The 18,163-nt window shown below is 67.1% G+C and carries 10 protein-coding genes; 4 read left to right on the top strand and 6 right to left on the bottom strand.

Features of this window, described 5'->3' with window-relative positions; genetic code table 11:
- Window positions 1-557 precede the first annotated feature (557 nt).
- Window positions 558-2,900 (bottom strand): peptidoglycan glycosyltransferase PbpC, encoded by a 2,343-nt coding sequence (pbpC, locus tag NJH59_RS22505; protein WP_253087336.1) that lies wholly within the window; start codon window positions 2,898-2,900, stop codon window positions 558-560.
- Between the two features lie 104 nt (window positions 2,901-3,004).
- Between pbpC and NJH59_RS22500 the strand changes: the two genes are divergently transcribed.
- Window positions 3,005-3,298 (top strand): hypothetical protein, encoded by a 294-nt coding sequence (locus NJH59_RS22500; RefSeq protein WP_043860925.1) that lies wholly within the window; start codon window positions 3,005-3,007, stop codon window positions 3,296-3,298.
- 80 nt (window positions 3,299-3,378) lie between these two features.
- Here NJH59_RS22500 and NJH59_RS22495 read toward each other — a convergent pair whose 3' ends face one another.
- Window positions 3,379-8,328, bottom strand: a complete 4,950-nt coding sequence (locus NJH59_RS22495; protein WP_253087335.1) for an alpha-2-macroglobulin — start codon at window positions 8,326-8,328, stop codon at window positions 3,379-3,381.
- Window positions 8,329-8,475: 147 nt separating this feature from the next.
- On the opposite strand from NJH59_RS22495, the gene NJH59_RS22490 reads away from it, so the two are divergent.
- Window positions 8,476-9,816, top strand: coding sequence for an MATE family efflux transporter (locus NJH59_RS22490; protein WP_078481555.1), 1,341 nt, complete (start codon window positions 8,476-8,478; stop codon window positions 9,814-9,816).
- An 82-nt stretch (window positions 9,817-9,898) separates the two neighbouring features.
- Here the strand turns inward: NJH59_RS22490 and speA are convergent, their stop codons facing one another.
- The 4 genes from speA to NJH59_RS22470 form a co-directional block, all read right to left on the bottom strand.
- Window positions 9,899-11,812, bottom strand: coding sequence for an arginine decarboxylase (speA, locus tag NJH59_RS22485; RefSeq protein WP_043860454.1), 1,914 nt, complete (start codon window positions 11,810-11,812; stop codon window positions 9,899-9,901).
- 149 nt (window positions 11,813-11,961) lie between these two features.
- Window positions 11,962-12,333 (bottom strand): translation initiation factor Sui1, encoded by a 372-nt coding sequence (locus NJH59_RS22480; RefSeq protein ID WP_043860455.1) that lies wholly within the window; start codon window positions 12,331-12,333, stop codon window positions 11,962-11,964.
- A 194-nt stretch (window positions 12,334-12,527) separates the two neighbouring features.
- Window positions 12,528-13,064 (bottom strand): NUDIX hydrolase, encoded by a 537-nt coding sequence (locus tag NJH59_RS22475; protein ID WP_253087334.1) that lies wholly within the window; start codon window positions 13,062-13,064, stop codon window positions 12,528-12,530.
- Window positions 13,064-14,137, bottom strand: a complete 1,074-nt coding sequence (locus NJH59_RS22470; RefSeq protein WP_043860457.1) for a DUF2333 family protein — start codon at window positions 14,135-14,137, stop codon at window positions 13,064-13,066. Before NJH59_RS22470 ends, NJH59_RS22475 begins: the two co-directional genes overlap by 1 nt.
- Before the next feature lie 278 nt (window positions 14,138-14,415).
- Here NJH59_RS22470 and NJH59_RS22465 point away from each other — a divergent pair, with 278 nt between their 5' ends.
- Together NJH59_RS22465 and NJH59_RS22460 are read left to right on the top strand one after the other, a co-directional pair.
- Window positions 14,416-16,032, top strand: a complete 1,617-nt coding sequence (locus NJH59_RS22465; protein ID WP_043860458.1) for a PleD family two-component system response regulator — start codon at window positions 14,416-14,418, stop codon at window positions 16,030-16,032.
- Between the two features lie 163 nt (window positions 16,033-16,195).
- Entirely contained in the window at window positions 16,196-18,157 is a 1,962-nt protein-coding gene (locus NJH59_RS22460) for a methyl-accepting chemotaxis protein (RefSeq protein WP_054916139.1), read from the top strand.
- The last annotated feature ends 6 nt before the right edge of the window (window positions 18,158-18,163 follow it).

Genomic DNA, 18,163 nt, shown 5'->3' with positions numbered 1-18,163 from the left:
CGCCGTCCGTACCGCCACCGCCAGTACCACCGCCGCCGTCCGTACCGCCACCGCCAGTACCACCGCCGCCGTCCGTACCGCCACCGCCAGTACCACCGCCGCCGTCCGTACCGCCACCACCTGTGCCGCCACCACCGTCAGTACCGCCGCCGGTACCGCCACCACCACTGCCGCCATCGGTACCCGAATCGGGTGTGGAACTGCTTACGTGACTCTTGTGACCGCCACCGCCGCTGCTGCAACCGGCCAGGCTCACGGTCAAGATCAACATCACTGCCGTACTTGCTTTGATCCACGCTTGAGTTTTCATGGCGACTCCCTGCTACTGCTGCCGCTGCTTTTATAGGTGTGAAGCACCGGGTTTCCGGCCACTCCACGTCCGTTGCAGCTATCTGAGCGCGCAGGCGCAAGGGGAACAATTCTGAGCTTGGTATTAACCCGATATATACAGTCGCAGCACCAGCAAAAGCCCTTTTGCTTCAGGCACTTGAAAGCAAGGGGAAGGTGCTTTGGCAGCCCTTCCCCTTTCGCGTTATATCCATCTTACGGGTGCGCGGTCAGTCGTTGACCTGGAACTCGACCCGCGCGGTCTGCCCGCTGGCATCCAGCACGCTGAGCTCGTAGCGCCCCACCTCCTCCAGGTTCACGGCCAGCGCCGCCTGGGCTGTGGTCTCGCCCAAGGGTGCGCCGTTGAGGAACCACCAGCGCTGGCCTTCGCCACCCAGCGCCGAAACGCTCAGGTGCAGGGCATCGCGGCTGGTGGCGGGACGGCGCAACTGGTCGCCCGGGCGTATCCCCACCACCGACAACGGCGCGGCACTGGCCGGTACCTGCGGCGGGCAGCTCGGGTCGATGGCCGGCAAACGCGCCTCGCGCCGCTCCAGGCGCGGCAACCACGGGTCCAGTGGTGCCGGCCACAGCGCGATGTCGCGCGGCGCGGCCCCCGCACAGGCTGCATCCACTCGCAGGCCCCGGGCATTCACCCATACCTTCTCCAGCAGCCCCACCCCCAGGGGCTGGTCCTGCGCGAGCAGGGTCGGCGGCGTGGTGTTGTCCAGGGTCCAGGCAAAGCGCTGGCGCCGGCAGTTGGGGTCGGTACGTGCCATGGGCTGGCCCAGCGGCCAGCAGATCGCGGCCACCCCGACGTTGCCCGGCACTGCCGGCACCGGGGCGGCAATGCCGCGCTGGCTGTCGCGGTTGCTCAGCACGTCATGCACCTGCAGCATCAGCGGCGCGGCCGAGGCCAGGCCGAACTGCCCCGGCACCGGGGTGCCGTCGGGGCGGCCGATCCAGATGCCGATCAGGTAGCGCGGCCCCACGCCGATCGACCAGGCATCGCGAAAGCCGTAGCTGGTGCCGGTCTTCCAGGCCAGCTGCGGGCGCTGCACCAGTTCGGCGTGCGGGTCGCGGTCGGGACGCGCCTGGCCACTGAGGATGCGCCGGATGATCCACGCCGAGCCCGGCGACAGCAGCCGGCGCTCGACCAGCGGCGCATCCGGTTGCAGGCGCAGCGGCGCGCTCATGCCGTCGCGGGCGAACGCACTGTAGCCACTGACCAGGTCTTCGAGGCGGCTGCCGGCGCCGCCCAGGATCAGCGACAGGTTCGGCTCGGCTGCCATCGGCAGGCTCAGCGGCATGCCGCCCATGCGCATCTGCGCGGCAAAGCGCTTGGGCCCGTAGGCTTCGAGCAACTGCACCGCCGGCAGGTTGAGCGACAACGCCAATGCCGAGCTGGCCGCCACCGGGCCACTGAAACCCATCGAGAAATTGCCGGGGCGATAGTCGCCATAGCGGCGTGGCACATCCTGCAGCAACGACTCCGAATGGATCAGGCCGTCATCCATGGCCATGCCGTACAGGAACGGTTTGAGGGTCGAGCCCGGCGAACGCAGGGCAGTGATCATGTCGACGTGGCCGAAACGGCGCTCATCGCCAAGGTCCACCGACCCCAGGTAGGCGCGCACTGCCATGTTCTGCGACTCCACCACCAGGATCGCCGCCGAAGTGCGCTCGGGCAGGCGTGCGCGCCAGCCCAGCAGCAGGTCTTCCAGGCGCCGTTGCAGCGCAGCGTCGAGGGTGGTGTGGATCAGCGGCGGGCTGTCGGCACGGTTCAGCCGGCGAGCCAGCAGCGGAGCCAACGCCGGCTCCTGGCGTGGTGCCAGCAGCAGCGGTTCTTCCTGCGCTTCGGCGATGCGCTGCTGCGGCCACACCTGGTACTCGCCCAGGCGTTGCAGCACCTTGTCCCGGGCCAGGCGCGCGCGCTCCGGGTGGCGGTCGGGGCGCAGACGGCTGGGCGCCTGGGGCAGCACCGCCAGCAGCGCAGCCTCGGCCGGGGTCAGTTGCAAGGGCGACTTGCCCAGGTACGCCCAGCTGGCTGCCGCCACACCCTGCAGGGTGCCGCCGAACGGTGCGCGGTTGAGGTACAGCTCCAGAATCTGGCGTTTGGACAGGTGCCATTCCAGCTGCGCGGTGCGCCACACCTGGCGCAATTTGCCCGGCAGCGTGCGCGAGTGCGGGTCGAGCAGGCGCGCCACCTGCATCGACAGCGTGCTGCCGCCCGACAGCACGCGCCCGCCCGTTAGGTTCTGCCAGGCGGCACGGCCCAGGGCCAGCGGGTTGACCCCGGGGTGCCGGTAGAACCAGCGGTCCTCGTAGGTGAGCAAGGCTTCGAGGTAGTAAGGCGACACCTGATCGAGGGTGACCGGGTAGCGCCACACGCCCTCGGCATCGGCAAAGCGCCACAGCGGCGTGCCGTCTTCGGCCAGCACCACCCGCGCCAGATCGTCGGCCGGCATCGGCAATGGCCACAGGCGATCAGCCAGCCACAGCAACAGCACGCCGGCAAAGGCGGCGCACAGCAGCCGGGCGATGCGCGAGCGGGGTCGGGCTAAGCTGAACATCAGGCGCGGACACCTTTTTGCGTGGGTGAGGAACCGAGCCGGCAGGATGATGGCCAAAGCTCTGGGCACGGCGACTGCGCCGTAGCGTCGATCAGGAAGCGATTATGCATGTAGAAGGTTTTTTCGAATGGCTGGGGCAAGCGCTTGGCGCGGTGATCCGCTTCGTGGTGGATGCCCTGAGCGGGTTGTTCAATCTACTGGCCAATGCCGGCGGCAACTTCATCGACGGCCTGGCACGCACACTGGGCATGGACACCTCGCTGGTCAGCATCCTGATGCTGGTGATCGGCCTGCTGTTGCTGTACTCGGCGGTGCGCGCGTTCATGCGCGCCTCGATCATCATGGGGATCATCTGGCTGATGCTGGGGTTGTGGGTGTTGAGCTGGGTGGTGCGGTGACAGCATCGCGGGTCAAGCCCGCTCCCACAGGGATTACTGCGACCCTTGTGGGAGCGGGCTTGACCCGCGATGGGGCCTGACTAGCGCCCCAGAATCACCATGTCACCCGGGCTCTCGCCCACCGCCTGCCAGTTGGGCCGGTACATCGACTCCACCTGCACCGGCGGCACGCGGTAGGTGCCCGGCGTGACCGCACGGGCCAGGTACAGCAGGTGCGTCACCCCATACGGGTCGACGTTCATCGCCGCCACGTAGCGGTCATCGCGAAACTCCTGGTGCACCACGTTGGCGTTCTGCATCGCTTCACGCCATTCCTTCACTGCACTGCTGGCGTTGTCCAGGCTGGCCGCACTTTGCGCCAGGTTCTGGTTTTCCAGCTCCAGGCCCGCCGGCAGCAGGTCGACGATCAGCGCGTCCGGCACCCGCTCGTTGGCGCGGATACCAATGTGCACCAGCACCAGGTCACCACTCTTGACCGCCTTGATGTTCAGTGCCCGGCCATTCATGCCCAGGTACTCGCGGTAGATGCTCATGTTGGTGCCCACCGCACGGGGTGCGAAGCGCGGGTAACCCGACACGGTCAACTGCTGGTACACGGTCTTGTCGCTGGTGTTGGTCACGGTCAGCGGCGAGGCCAGCAACGGCCCCTCCAGCTTGAGCCCGGCCTGGGTCGGGCCCAGGTCGCGCAGCTCGCCCGCGCTGTCCAGGCGTGCACTCCAGCGGCCTTCAGGCTGCTTGAGCATGCCACGCCCGGCCATGAACAGCGCATTGCGCTCCTGGGTGGACAGGTACGAGCTGCTGGCCATCTTGTCCGACAGCTCGAACAGGCGCTGGTCGAGCTGGTCGGTGGCCAGCTTGTTCTCTTCGAGCAGGGCCAGGATCAGCGCCTCGTCACGTACCGGGCTGCCATAGTCGCTCAGCCACACGTCCTGGCGCTTGACCGCCAGGCCCGCCTGCAGGGCCTGCGCCGAGCGCGGCTTGTCGCCCATCTTGTCCAGTGCGATCGACAGCTGTACCAGCGGCAGGCCCGAGCGTGCATCGGCGCGGCGCTCGAACAGGCTGCGCAGGGCACCCAGCGGGGCCTGCTGGGTACGCGCCAGCACCAGCGCCGCATACGCCTGTACCGCGAAGCGGCTGTGCTCGGCGTTGCTGGTGTAGTACGGCTCGATCAGGTTGCGTTCCTGCAGGTAGCGCAGCAGGCGTTCGTTGGCCTTTTTCAGCGCCTCGGGCGGCACCGCATAGCCTTGCTCGCGGGCACGCTGCAGGAAGTCGGTGACGTAGGCGGTCAGCCAGTACTCCTCGCTGTCGTCCGCGCTCCACAGGCCGAAGCTGCCGTTGTAGCGCTGCATGCCGAGCAGGTGCTCGATGCCCATCTCGATCTTGCGCTGGCGCACCTTGGGCTCTTCACCCTTGATGCCCAGGCGCTTGAGCGTCTCGGCATCGGCGTACAGCGACGGGTACAGCCCGCTGGTGGTCTGCTCCAGGCAGCCATAGGGATAAGCCTCGAGGGCACGGATCTGCTCGGCGATGTTCAGCGGCGGGCGGCTCGACAGCGACAGCATCGCCTCCAGGCCCTGGGGTTCGAACGCGGCCAGGTCCTCGGCGGGCAAGGTCCATGGCTGGTCCTTGAGCGCGGCGCGGTAGTGCCTGAGCTGCGCCGGGTAGGCCGGGCGAATGCCCAGGGTCCACTCGCGGGTGAAGGCGGTGTTCGGTTCGCCCGGCAGCACCAGGCCGCTGACCTGCACCTTGACCTTGCCCTGGCCCAGGCCACCCACGGCCTGCACGCCCAGCAGCGAGGTCACGCGCTGGCCGTCACGCAGGCTCAGTGGCTGCTCGGACGGGGTCAGCAGGTTCAACTGGCCCTCGGTGGTCACCTTGACCGTGAACTTCTGCGCCTTGCCCGACAGGTTGGACAGGTCCAGCGCCAGCTCGGTACGGTCGCCGCCGGCCAGAAAACGCGGGGCCGACAGTTCGGCGATCAGCGGCGCGGCGACCACGGTCTTGGCCTCGGCCATGCCGAAGCGCTCGTCGGTCCAGGCCTGGGCCATCACCCGAAGCTCGCCGTTGAAGTCGGGGATGTCCACCGTCGCCTGACCTTCGCCCTTGGCGTCCAGGGTCACCGGGGCGCTCTGCAGGGCCACGATGGTCACGCTGGTGCTGGGACGCTTGCCGCCCTTGGCCATGGCCGCGTCACCGCCGAATGCCAGGCTGGCCAGGCGGCCCTGCCCGGCTTCGATCAGCTGGCCGTAGATATCCAGCTGGTCGGCGCCGTAGGCCTTGCGGCCGAACATGCCGGTGAACGGGTCGGGGGTGGCGTAGCTGGTGATGTTGAGAATGCCCACGTCCACCGCGGCCAGCAGCACCTGCACCTGCTTGGGGATGCTGCCATCGGCATTGCGCGCCTGCACCTTGACGGTGAGCGGCTGCTTGGGACGCATCTTTTCCGGGGCCTTGAGGGTCAGCGCCAGCTTGCGCTCGGCGCGATCCAGCGGCAGGTGCAGCACGCCCACGGCACGTTTGGGCGTGGCATTGGCCTTGCGCTCGCCAGGGCGGATCACCAGGGCGCTGACGTACAGGTCGTGGCGGGCCCATTTGGGGTCGAGCTTGACCGCGTAGGTCTTGCCTTCGGCAGGCACGTCGATTTCTTCCCACCACAGCGGGCCGTCATTGCCCTCGACGATCAGGTAACCCTTGCCGGCAGCCGGCGGGGTCACGGTGATCTGCGCGGTGGCGCCATCGGCGTAGGCCGGCTTGTCCAGCGCCAGCTTGACCTGGTCGGGGCGCACGGCGCCGCCGTCGGTGTTGTCCTGGGCGCGCCAGCCAGCCCAGAAGCGCACGCTGCTGGTCACGCCGGTGCTCGGGTCTTCGACCTCGACACGGTACGGGCCCCATTCCACCGGGAAGCTCAGCTTGGCAGTGCTGCCGGCCTTGATGCTGACCGGCTGCTCGGACTGCAGCAGGAATTTCTCGTTGTAGTTGTAATCCCAACCATCGCTGGAGGAATAGTTCCAGTAGTAGTCGCGGCGCTCCTGAATCAGGCGCACCTTGAGGTTGTCGGCGGCCAGCTTGTGGCCGTCACGGTCGGCCATCAGCAGTTCGAACTCGACCGGGGTGTTGCCGTCGACCTCTTCGCCGTCGAACAGCCCACGCAGGCCGGGCATGCGCTCGGCCGGCCAGATCGGCTGCTCCAGGCGCCGGGTGATCGGCCGGCCACCGGACTCCTGCAGGCTGGCCTGCACGCTCAGTTGCAGCGGCGAATGCGCCTCGGACCAGCGGCTTTCGATCTGCAGCGTGGCATCGCCCGACGCGTCCAGGGTGGTTTCGTCCAGTTCCAGGTCGTGGCTCAGGTCTTCCTCGGTGATCGAGCCGAACTGGTAGCCCGGCAAGGCCGGCACCGCTTCGCGCAGCGGGCGCACGTAGGCCTGGCCGCTGAGGCGGTTGCCCGAGGCCGGGGCGCCGTAGAGGTAGCGGCCATTGACATGGATTTCAGCGGTTTCACCCGGGCTCAGCGGGGTCGCGCTGCCCTTGAGTTCCAGGGCCAGGCGCTCGGGCATGAAGTCTTCGACAAGGAACTCGAACACCTGCTTCTTGCCGCCGCCCAGGTCGAACACCAGCTGCCAGCGCCCGGTCGGGGCTTCGCTGGCCAGTTGCAACTGGTACTGGTAGAAGCCATTGGCATCGGCCTCCCACACGAACTTGCGGCTGACCTGTTCATCCGGACGACGCACCTCGACACTGACCGGCTGGGCTTTCACCGGCTTGCCATCCTGGTCGCGCAGCAGGCCGTTGAGCAGCACGGTTTCACCCGGACGATAGAGGTCGCGCGGGCCGAACACGAAAAACTGCAGCGGGTTGGCCTGCGGCCCGGTCAGCGCGAATTCGGAGAGGTCGAGCGCGGCGCTGTTCAGGCGCAGCAAGGTGGTGTGCACGCCCTGCTTGGCCAGCAGTACGTCGGCCTTGGGCGGCATCGGCAATTGCGCATGGCCATCGCCGTCGGTCTTGGCCTGGGCCAGCAGCTTGCCTTCGCGGTCGAGCAGTTCGAGGTTGACCCCGTCCAGGGCCTTGCCGCCGTCCAGCGCCTGGGTGAACACGTCCAGGCGGTTGGTGTAGCGATGCGCCGACAGCCCGATGTCACTCAGGGTGAACAGGGTGGCCGGCTGCGAATAGTTGTAGCGGCCCGAGGCGCGCATCACCGCCAGGTACACCCCCGGTTCCTGCAACGGCTTGATCCCGGCAATCGGCAGCAGCAGGGTTTCGCGGGTGTTGCGCACCGGGTTCAGGTCGAAGCGGCCGGCATACACCAGGTCGGCCTTGCTCAACAGTTCTTCGGAGTTGTAGTACTCGAGCGAGGTGTTGCGGCCCCAGCTGGCCAGGAAGCTGGACATCGACTCGGGCTTGATGCGGAAGAACTCGACGTCCACCTTGTCGATGTTCAGCGCGATCACCGGCAGGCCTTCGGCCAGGCGCGTGGGCAGCAGCGAGCCGCGGCTGGCGAAGCCCACGGTGGGCTGCATGTCGCGGGTTTCGAGGCGGCTGACGTACTCGCTGGGGAGCTTCTTGCCGTTTACCCCGAGCAGGCCGGCATCCACGGTCAGCACCAGCTTGCGCTGCGGCTCCAGGTGACGCAGGCGCAGCTCCATCTGGTTTTCGCTGAGCTCCCAGGCGCCGTCGAGCTTGCCCCGGGTGGTGTCCACCAGGTGCACGCGCTCGGCAAGGTTCTGGTCCTTGTCCAGCGGCACCGAGAAGGTCACCGACAAGGCGCTGGCACCGTCGACCTGCACTTCGGAAACGTCTACCACCGTCAGCTCGCGACCGGCGTAGCGCTCGCCCAGGCTCGCCTGGGTGGGCGCCGGGGTCGCCGCCGGGGCCGGTGCAGCTGCGGGCGCGGCCGGTTCGGCGGGGGCCGGCGCCGGGGCTACCGGGGCGGCCTGTTCCGTTGGCGCGGGGGCCGGGGCCGGTTTATCAGTAGACGAGTCGCAAGCACTGAGCAGCGCCATGGCGCACGCCAGCCACAATCCTTTGTTGAGCATGGAGGGTAACTCTTCCGGTAGCAGGGTCTGAGACGAGCACTATATAGCAAGCTCGCGGGCATCGCTGATCGAGGCGCCCGGCGTGAGACAGCGTTCACCAGTTTTAGTGCCGGGGGCGGCTACAATGCCGGTTCTCAAGGAGCCTGCATGTCCCGACTACTCAGCGACTGGCGCGACCGCCCGACCCACCACAGGGTCTGGGCGCTGGCCGCGCCGATGATTCTTTCCAACATTTCCGTGCCCATGGTGGCGCTGGTGGACAGCGCCGTGATCGGCCACCTGCCCCACGCGCACCAGCTCGGCGCCGTGGCGGTGGGCGCCAGCCTGTATACCTTCCTGGCGTTTCTGATGGGCTTCCTGCGCATGGGCTCCACCGGCTTTGCAGCCCAGGCGGCCGGACGCGCCGACGGCGCCGCGCTGCGCCAGGTGCTGGTGCAGGGGCTGCTGCTGGCGTTGCTGTTCGCCGTGCTGCTGGGGGCACTGGCGATTCCCTTCAGCCACCTGGCACTGGGCCTGATGCAACCGAGTGCCGCACTGCAGGAAAACACCCTGGCGTTCTTCCACACGCGCTTGCTCGGCCTGCCGGCAGCGCTGGCCAGCTTTGCCCTGGTGGGGTGGTTTCTGGGTACGCAGAACGCCCGTGCCCCGCTGGCGATCCTGCTGACCACCAACCTGCTCAACATCGTGCTCAACCTGTGGTTCGTGCTGGGGCTGGACTGGGGTGTGCTGGGCTCGGCGCGGGCGTCGGTGATCGCCGAATGGTCGGCCGCGCTGCTCGGCCTGGCGCTCACGCGCCCGGCCCTGCGCGCCTACCCCGGGCAGGTGGCCTGGGCGCTGCTCAGGCGCTGGCAGAGCTGGCGCCCGCTGCTGAGCGTGAACCGCGACATCTTCATTCGCAGCCTGGCGTTGCAGGGGGTGTTCTTCCTGATCACTGTGCAGGGTGCGCGCCTGGGCGAGGCGACGGTGGCGGCCAATGCGCTGCTGCTCAACGGCCTGCTGCTGACCGCGTATGCACTGGACGGTCTGGCGCATGCGGTGGAGGCACTGTGCGGGCATGCGATCGGCGCCGGGGACCGCGGCGCATTGCGCCGTTCGATGACGGTGGCGTGTGGCTGGTCGTTGATCGTCAGCCTGGGGTTTGCCGGGGTTTTCCTGCTGGGCGGGCACTGGTTCATCCAGTTGCAGACGGATATCCCCAGCGTGCGCGAGACGGCGTTCGAGTACCTGCCATACCTGGCGCTGCTGCCACTGGTGGCGGTGTGGAGCTACCTGCTCGACGGGTTGTTCATCGGCGCGACAAGGGCACGGGAGATGCGCAACGGCATGCTGCTGAGCGTGGCGATAGCACTGCCGTTCGCCTATGCGGCCAGCGGGCTGGGCAACCACGGGCTGTGGCTGGGCTTTCTGCTGTTCATGGGGCTGCGGGCGGTGACGCTGGGGGTGATGGGGTGGCGGTTGCAGCGTAGGGATGGGTGGTTTGTGGCGTGAATGACGGCCTCTTCGCCGGCAAGGCCGGCTCCTACAGGGTATTGCATGAACCTGTAGGAGCCGGCCTTGCCGGCGAAAGCGGTCAGGAGGACAGGTAGGACGAGCGGGTCAGCCCAAGGCGCAAGGCATCCAGGAACTGGGTACGCTCACGCGCCGTGATCTTCGCGCTGGCGCATTTGTCGCGGTAGTGGGTCATCAGCTCTTCGGGCGACAGGTGCACGTAGCGCAGCATGTCCTCGATGGTGTCGTGGGTCTCGATGCCGGCGTGGTACACGCTGCCGTTGGGGTTCTGGTAGATGTTCACCGAGTCGGTGTCACCGAACAGGTTGTGCATGTCCCCGAGGATTTCCTGGTACGCGCCCACCAGGAAGATCCCCAGCAGGTAGTCCTCGCCCTCGTTGATGGCGTGTACCGGCAGGCTGGTCTCGATGCTCTGCTCGTCGACGTACTGGTTGATCTTGCCGTCCGAGTCGCAGGTCAGGTCCTGCAGCACCGCACGGCGCAGCGGCTCTTCGCCCAGGCGATGCAGCGGCAGGATCGGCAACACCTGGCCGATGGCCCAGGTGTCGGGCAGGCTCTGGAACACCGAGAAGTTGCAGATGTACTTGTCGGCCAGCTTGTCGTTGAGCTCGTCCAGCACCTGGCGGTGCGAGCGCTGGCGCGCCTTGAGCGAGTTGTGCAACCGGCGGCACACGGCAAAGTAGCACTGCTCGGCCAGGGCCTTCTGCGCGAGGGTGATCTTGCCGTCGGCGTATTGCGCGGCCACGTCGCTCATGTAGTGGGTGGCACGCCAGTAGGTCTCGGTGACCATCTCGATGTCGGTCGGGCCCAGCAGGTCGGCCAGCCACTGCACGGTTTCGGGCAGGCTCTGCTTGTCCTCGATCTCGGGTACTTCGTCGTTGTGCTTCTCGACGTCGGTTACCTGCACCACCAGCATCGCGTGGTGCGCGGTCAGCGCGCGGCCGCTCTCGGAGAAGATGTGCGGGTGCGGCAGGCCCTGCGCGTCGCAGAACTCCTTGAGCATGCCCACCACCACGCCGGCGTAGTCGTCCATGTCGTAGTTGATCGAGCTGGCATTGCGCGAGTGGGTGCCGTCGTAGTCCACGCCCAGGCCGCCGCCCACGTCGATGTGGTCCACTGGCAGGCCCAGCGCACGCAGCTCGCCGTAGTAGCGGATGGCTTCCTTGAAGCCGTGCTGGTAGTCCGCCAGGTTGGCGATCTGCGAGCCCATGTGAAAGTGCAGCAGGCGAATGCCCTGGTCCAGGCCGGCATCGCGAAAGCGCTGGACTACCGAAATCAGTTGCGCAGCCGACAGGCCGAACTTGGACTTCTCGCCGCCGGTATCGGCCCACTTGCTCGAAGCCAGCGACGACAGGCGCACGCGCAGGCCGACCTGCGGCTTGACCTTGAGGTCGGCGGCTTCCTCGATCACCAGTGCCACTTCGGATTCTTTCTCGATCACGATGAACACGTTGTGACCCAGTTTCTGCCCCATCAGCGCCAGGCGGATGAACTCGCGGTCCTTGTAGCCGTTGCAGACGATGGTGCCGCCCTTGGGCGCCAGCGCCAGCACCGCCAGCAGCTCGGGCTTGGAACCGGCCTCAAGGCCGATGGACACGTTCTGCGTGGCGATGATGTTCTCCACCACCGCTTCCTGCTGGTTGACCTTGATCGGGTACAGCGCGGTGTACTGGCTCTGGTACTCCAGGCGCGCGATGTTGGCGTCGAATGCGCCGGTCAGCTGGCGCACGCGGTGTTGCAGGATGTCGGGGAAACGTACCAGCAGCGGCAGCGACAGGCCGCTCTGGCGCAGCTCGTCGACCTGCTCGTACAGGTCGATCGGCGCACTGTCCGGCCCGTTGGGGCGTACTTCGACGCGCCCGGCCTCGTTGATCGCGAAGTAACCCGCGCCCCAATGGCGAATGCCGTAAACACTGCGGCTGTCGGCCACGGTCCATTGGCTGCCATCGTCTTTGCGTGTGCGTCGTACGGACATCGAAGTCCCCTATAAAGAAAGTCGTGAACACCGGCCAGGGCGTGCTGGCCAGTGTAGAAAATGAAGATGACGATTCTCCCTGTTCAGGCATAGACCCCTGCCCAGGGAACGAGTTTAGAAGTGCTGCAGGAAAAACCTCGCAGCGGCCATCAGCCGCCGGACTTTTTCGCCTTGAAGCCTTGCTTGATCAGCTCGGCCAGCAACAACTCGACGTGGTCGCCCTGGATCTCGATGACGCCGTCTTTCAACGCGCCGCCCGTACCACAACGCCGCTTGAGCGTGGTGGCCAGTTCCTTGAGTTGATCCAGGGGGAGCGGTACGCCACTGATGGTGGTCACCGTCTTGCCGCCACGGCCTTTGCTTTCACGACGCACACGGGCAATGCCGTCGCCTTCGGGGATGAGTGTCTGCTTGCAGATGCAGGCATCGACGGGTTTGCTGCAGTCCGGGCAATGCCGGCCTGCATCGGTGGAGAACACCAGGCCACCGAGGGCGGCGAATGATGCGGCTTTCTTGGCCACTTTTGATCCTCTGCGTTGAGGACAAAAACTGGTCGATGCCCCGGGGCGAGGTACCGACCGCGAAGCCCCACTCTGGCAGGGGCAGCGCACCTGCCGCGGCAAGCCGTGGCAGGGTGAAAAGGCCGCGCAGTGTAACCACAATTGCGCCGAATGCTAAGTGCAAAACTGCGCCATTTTGCTTGGCTTTCGCGACGTCAGCCGCGCCGCGCCACGAAACGGTTCAGCGCCGCCAGCGAGTCGGGGCAGTAGGGGGTGCTCAGGCTGTCGTCCAGGGCTGCCTGCAAGGGCATGAAGCGGGCCTGGCTGACCTCCTCGGGCTGCAGGCGCAAAGGCCCGTCCCAGACCGCCGAGAACACCGCGCACCAGAGCCGGTTGCCAGGCTGGTCGAAGAAGAAGCGCTCGTGGAAGCTCAGCGCCACGCCGCTCACCCCCAGCTCCTCGGCCAGCTCGCGCGCGGCGCAGCGCTCGTAGCTTTCGTGCTCGTCGACCATGCCGCCGGCGGCCACATCCCAGTAGCCGGGGTAGATCGCCTTGCTCAGGGTACGCTGGTGCACGCACAGCTCGCCGGCACTGTTGAACAGCAGGATGTAGGTGCCCCGCCCGATCAGCCCCTGCTCGCGCAGCTCGGCCCGCGGCCTGGCGCCGAGCAGGTTGTCCTGCTCGTCGACCCAGGCGATGCGCTCGGCATCCGAGGCGGCGCGGTGCGCCGCCTCGCTCTGGCTGAACAGCATCAGCCCTGGGACAGCAGCTGGCGCAGGTCGATCACTGCGGCGTTGGCGCGGGAAATGTAGTTGGCCATCACCAGCGAGTGGTTGGCCCACATGCCGAAGCCGCTGCCGTTGAGTACCATCGGGCTCCACAGCGGCTCCTGCGAGGCTTCCAGCTCACGGATGATCTGGCGCACGCTGACGGTGGCGTTCTTCTTGGCCAGCACGTCGGCGAAGTCGACCTCGATGGCGCGCAGCAGGTGCGACAGCGCCCAGGCCTGGCCACGGGCTTCATAGAACACGTTGTCGATCTGCAGCCACGGCGTCTCGACCACTTCCTCGTCCAGCTGCGGCACCTGGCCCGGCACCACCGATTCGGTCTTGAGGGTGGTGTTGAGCTTGACCCGGCCCACGCTGGCCGACAGGCGCTGGGACAGCGAGCCCAGGCGCGTGGCCACGTCGCCCAGCCAGTTGTTGAGGTTGTCGGCACGGGTGTAGAACAGCGCGCCCTGCTGGTCGGGCGAAGCCAGGCGCTTCTGGTAGCGGTTCAGTGAATTGATGCCTTCCTGGTACTCCGACTCGCTCGACGGCAGGATCCAGCTCTTGTTGTCGAAGTTGAAGCGCGGCTCGGCCTTGGCAAGGTCGGCGTCTTCGGCCGACTGAGACTGCGAACGGGCGAAGTCCTTGCGCAGGGCACGGCTGAGGTCACGTACCTGCACCAGCACGCCATATTCCCAGCTGGGCATGTTGTCCATCCACAGGCCCGGCGGGAAGCGGTCGTTGGAGATGTAGCCGCCTGGCTTGTCGAGCAGGGTGGCAACCACGGTCTTGAGGGTTTCGACGGTGGTGTAGCCGACGACCATCTGCTGGCCGTTGCGCTCGGCGGCGGCCTGGGCGTTCTGCTGCACCGGGAACAGGTCGGGCTCCTGGCTCCAGTACCAGCCCAGGGCGATGGTCACCAGCAGGTACAGACCGATCAGGGTGCCCAGCGCCCGGCTGAACAACAGCCCGCCGAAGTAGCTGCGGGTGCCCGAGCCACGGGCGTCCACCCGCTCGCGTGCCTCGGCTTTGCCTGTACGGTTTTTCCAGTCCAGCATGGCGTTGTCCTTTCTGTCAGGTCGTGTCCAGGGTTCGACCGCGCGGCCCCCGCTTCGTGCCCACGCCGGCCAGCATTGTGTGCCAGCGTGCGCGGCCGGGGCGCCAGCCAAGCCTGCACTATAAATCAAGCGCGCCGCTTCGCATAAGTGACTAACGGGTCAGGAAAGGAATTTAGCGCCACCCCAGTTAATTGATGCAGCACACTCGATTGCCGGAAAAGTGGTGCTAGCATAGAGCCATCACTCGAATTGCCTCACCCCTTACAAGTAGTCAGGACATGACCGAGCCAGAAGACCCGAATCGTGCGCGCCTCAAGCAACACTTTGCCCAGCGGGTCATTCACCAGGCCCGGCAAATTCTCGAGATCTGGCAGCGCCTGCAGCGCAGCGAGTGGACCAGCTGCGACCTGAGCGAGCTGGGCGAGGCCAACCTGCGCCTGCAGCGCTACGCCGAACGCTTCGAGCAGCCCGAGCACAGCCTGCTGGCCGATGCCATCGGCCAGACCCTGGCGGCGGTGGAGGCCAACAGCGCGCGCCTGAGCAGCAGCCTGATCAACGAACTCAACCGCCTGATGCAGCGCCTGTCGCGTACCGGGCTGCGCCAGGGCGACCAGCTCGAGCGCACCCCGCTGCCGCCGCTGCGCAAGCCCATCTACGTGATGCTGCAGGACCACGAGCGCGCCGAGCGCCTGGCCAAGCAGCTGGAGTTCTTCGGCCTGGGGGTCGAGCCGCTGTACAGCCCCGAGGCTTTCCAGGCCTCGATGGCCGAGCGCCTGCCGGCGGCGATCGTCATGGATGTCGACTTCGGCGGCCAGGGCCAGGGCCTGCAGCTGGCTGCCCAGGCCCAGCAGGGCCTGGAGCAGCGCGTGCCGCTGCTGTTCTTCAGCCTGCACGAAACCGACACCCCCACCCGGCTTGCCGCGGTACGCGCCGGCGGCCAGGAATTTCTCACCGGTACCCTGGAGGCCTCCAGCCTGCTGGAAAAGGTCGAGCTGCTCACCAGCGTGACCCAGTACGAACCGTTCAAGGTGCTGGTGATCGACGACTCGCGGGCCCAGGCACTGCACACCGAGCGCCTGCTCAACAATGCCGGCATCGTCACCCGCACCCTCACCGATCCGATCCAGACCATGGCCGAGCTGGCCGACTTTCAGCCCGACCTGATCATCCTCGACATGTACATGCCCGCCTGCACCGGCACCGAGCTGGCCAAGGTGATCCGCCACAACGACCGCTATGTGAGCGTGCCGATCATCTACCTGTCGGCCGAGGACGACCTGGACAAGCAGCTCGATGCCATGAGCGAGGGTGGCGACGACTTCCTCACCAAGCCGATCCGTTCGCGCCACCTGATCACCACCGTGCGCAACCGTGCGGCCAGGGCGCGCAACCTCAAGGCGCGCATGGTGCGCGACAGCCTCACCGGGCTGTACAACCACACGCACATCCTGCAACTGCTCGAAGACTGCAGCTTCCGGGCGCGGCGCGAAGACCGCCCGCTGAGCTTTGCCATGCTCGACATCGACCACTTCAAGAAGGTCAACGACAGCCACGGCCACCCCATGGGCGACCGGGTGATCAAGAGCCTGGCGCTGTTTCTCAAGCAGCGCCTGCGCAAGACCGACTTCATCGGCCGTTATGGCGGCGAAGAGTTCGCCATCGTGATGCCCAACACCGACCTGCACGCGGCGCACAAGGTGCTGGACGAGATTCGCCGGCGCTTTGCCGAGATCCACTACCCGGCGCAGCCGCGTGACCTGTCGTGCACCTTCAGTGCCGGGGTGGTGCAACTGAGCGACGGGCTGGATGCGCTGAGCATGGCCACCGCAGCGGACGAGGCGCTGTACCTGGCCAAGGGTGCGGGGCGCAACTGCGTACAGCGGGTCGAGGCCTGAGCCTTTTCGCCAGCAACCCGGCCCCTGTAGGAGCCGGCGTTGCCGGCGACAGGGCCAGCATTTAGCCACTTTATTTCGCAACACCCCTGCCAGCGTCATAACCACGTCATAAAAACGCAATAACTTCAGGCACTTGCCATCCCGCCGTTGGTAGAGCCCGCTCATGCGCCTGAAGTTGCTGACCAATCTGAACACCCTGCTGCTGGTAACCGTGTGCCTGGCCCTGGGGGCGACCCTGTGGTGGTCGCAACGTGCCCTGGAACAGCCCTACCTGTTGATGGAGCGTTACCTGGCGCTGTCCCAGCAGTTCCAGAACCAGGTGGCCCGCAACACCCAGGATTACCTGAACAGTGGCGATGCCCTGCGCCACGCCACCGCCCTGCAAAGCACCCAGGACCTGCAACAGGAACTGGCCCAGCTGCCCGATGAGCTGGCCGCGCAACTGCGCCCCAGCCTCGACACCCTGCAGGCATTCACCGCCAATGAGCTGCTGGCCGCCGGCAAGCTCGCCGGCGACCCCCAGGCCCTGTTGCTGCAGGCCGAACGCGAACTGGGCGCCAACCTCGAACAACTCGCCCGCTACGCCCACGACAGCGGCCACCCCGAGGCGGCGCATTACCAATCGGCACTGCTGGAAGCCAGCCTGCACCTGGGCCGCCTGTCGCTGGCGCGTGACAAGCTGGTGAGCAGCGGGCGCAGCGAGCTGGCCGACGAGGTGGAGCGCGAACTGCAACTGATCATCACCCAGGCCAAAGCCCTCGACGCCCTGCCATTGCTGGGCGTGACCGCGGCGGTGGAATCCGGCGCCGACGACTTCGCCGCGATGATGGGCCTGCAGAGCGAGGCCACCACCAGCGCCGAAGACGTCGGCGTGGCCCTCAAGCGCGAGCTGGGCAGTTTGCTGGCGCGCTACCCGGCAGAACTGCAGCGCACCCGCGCGCAGATCGAGCGCCGTACCGAACTGGCCACCACCACCCAGGCGCGCATGGCCGCCGTGCAGCAGGCCATCGCCGACCTGGAACCGGGGGTGCGCGCGCAGCATGGGCAGATCCAGGGCGAAGTGCGGGTGATCCAGGGCCTGATGATCGGGTTGATCCTGCTGATCGCCCTGCTCATCGACACCTTGCAGCGGCGCCTGGCGCGGGTGCTGGGCAACCTGGCGCCGGCGCTCTCGCAGTGGGCCGGCGGCGACTTCAGCCAGGCCATTGCGCTGGGGCGCAGCAACCGCGAAATGCACGACATCCAGGACTCGCTCAACCGCCTGCGTGCCTACCTGGTGGACCTGGTGGGCACCATCCGCAGCAACGCCGAGCAGGTGGCCGGCAGCAGCCACGCCCTGGCCGGCATGAGCAGCGCGCTGCACGACGGCGCCGAGCGCCAGGCCGGCGACACCGCGCAGATCCGCGATGCGCTGGGCGAACTGGAGGCCACCATCACCCAGGTGGCCGGCGATGCCAGCCAGGCCGCCGACGCCAGCCGCCACGCGGGGCTGGCGGTGGAACAGGGCCAGGCGGTGATCGGCCAGAGCCTGAGCGGGCTGCGTCTGCTGGTGGACGAGGTGCAGGGCAATGCACAGATGATCGAGGGCCTGGCCCAGGAGTCGGCGACCATTGGCGGCGTGCTCACGGTGATCCGCTCGATTGCCGAACAGACCAACCTGCTGGCCCTGAATGCGGCCATCGAGGCGGCAAGGGCCGGCGAGATGGGCCGCGGCTTTGCCGTGGTGGCCGAGGAGGTGCGTTCGCTGGCCCAGCGCACCACCGGAGCCACCGGCGAAATCCAGACCCTGATCGCGCGCCTGCAGCAGGCGGCACGCGAATCGGTGGAAGGCATGCGCGCGCAACTGGAGCACGCCGAGGCCACTGCCCAGCAGGCGCAGTCGGCCGATGGAGCGCTGGACGAGATTGTCGCGGCGATCCAGACCATTGCGCAGACCGCCGTACGCATCGCCGACGTGACCGCGCAGCAGAGCGGTGCGGTGAGCGAGATTCGCGACCATAGCGAACGGATCCACGAACTGGGCGCGGACAACCTGGAGCGCATTGGCGAGGGGCGCGAGCAGGGTGAGCATCTGCTGCGCCTAGGCGGGGAGCTGAACACCGCCGTGCAGGCGTTCCGGGTCTGATCCAGG

Source organism: Pseudomonas sp. VE 267-6A (assembly GCF_024126555.1).
GTDB lineage: Bacteria > Pseudomonadota > Gammaproteobacteria > Pseudomonadales > Pseudomonadaceae > Aquipseudomonas > Aquipseudomonas palmensis.
This window is presented reverse-complemented; position numbering and strand designations above follow the sequence as displayed.

Excerpts from the sequence above, each read along its gene's own strand:
- NJH59_RS22500 (WP_043860925.1), top strand. The coding sequence starts at position 3,005 with ATGCATGTAGAAGGTTTTTTCGAATGGCTGGGGCAAGCGCTTGGCGCG.
- NJH59_RS22460 (WP_054916139.1), top strand. The coding sequence starts at position 16,196 with ATGCGCCTGAAGTTGCTGACCAATCTGAACACCCTGCTGCTGGTAACC.
- NJH59_RS22490 (WP_078481555.1), top strand. The coding sequence starts at position 8,476 with ATGTCCCGACTACTCAGCGACTGGCGCGACCGCCCGACCCACCACAGG.
- speA (WP_043860454.1), bottom strand. The coding sequence starts at position 11,812 with ATGTCCGTACGACGCACACGCAAAGACGATGGCAGCCAATGGACCGTG.
- NJH59_RS22470 (WP_043860457.1), bottom strand. The coding sequence starts at position 14,137 with ATGCTGGACTGGAAAAACCGTACAGGCAAAGCCGAGGCACGCGAGCGG.
- pbpC (WP_253087336.1), bottom strand. The coding sequence starts at position 2,900 with ATGTTCAGCTTAGCCCGACCCCGCTCGCGCATCGCCCGGCTGCTGTGC.
- NJH59_RS22495 (WP_253087335.1), bottom strand. The coding sequence starts at position 8,328 with ATGCTCAACAAAGGATTGTGGCTGGCGTGCGCCATGGCGCTGCTCAGT.
- NJH59_RS22465 (WP_043860458.1), top strand. The coding sequence starts at position 14,416 with ATGACCGAGCCAGAAGACCCGAATCGTGCGCGCCTCAAGCAACACTTT.
- NJH59_RS22475 (WP_253087334.1), bottom strand. The coding sequence starts at position 13,064 with ATGCTGTTCAGCCAGAGCGAGGCGGCGCACCGCGCCGCCTCGGATGCC.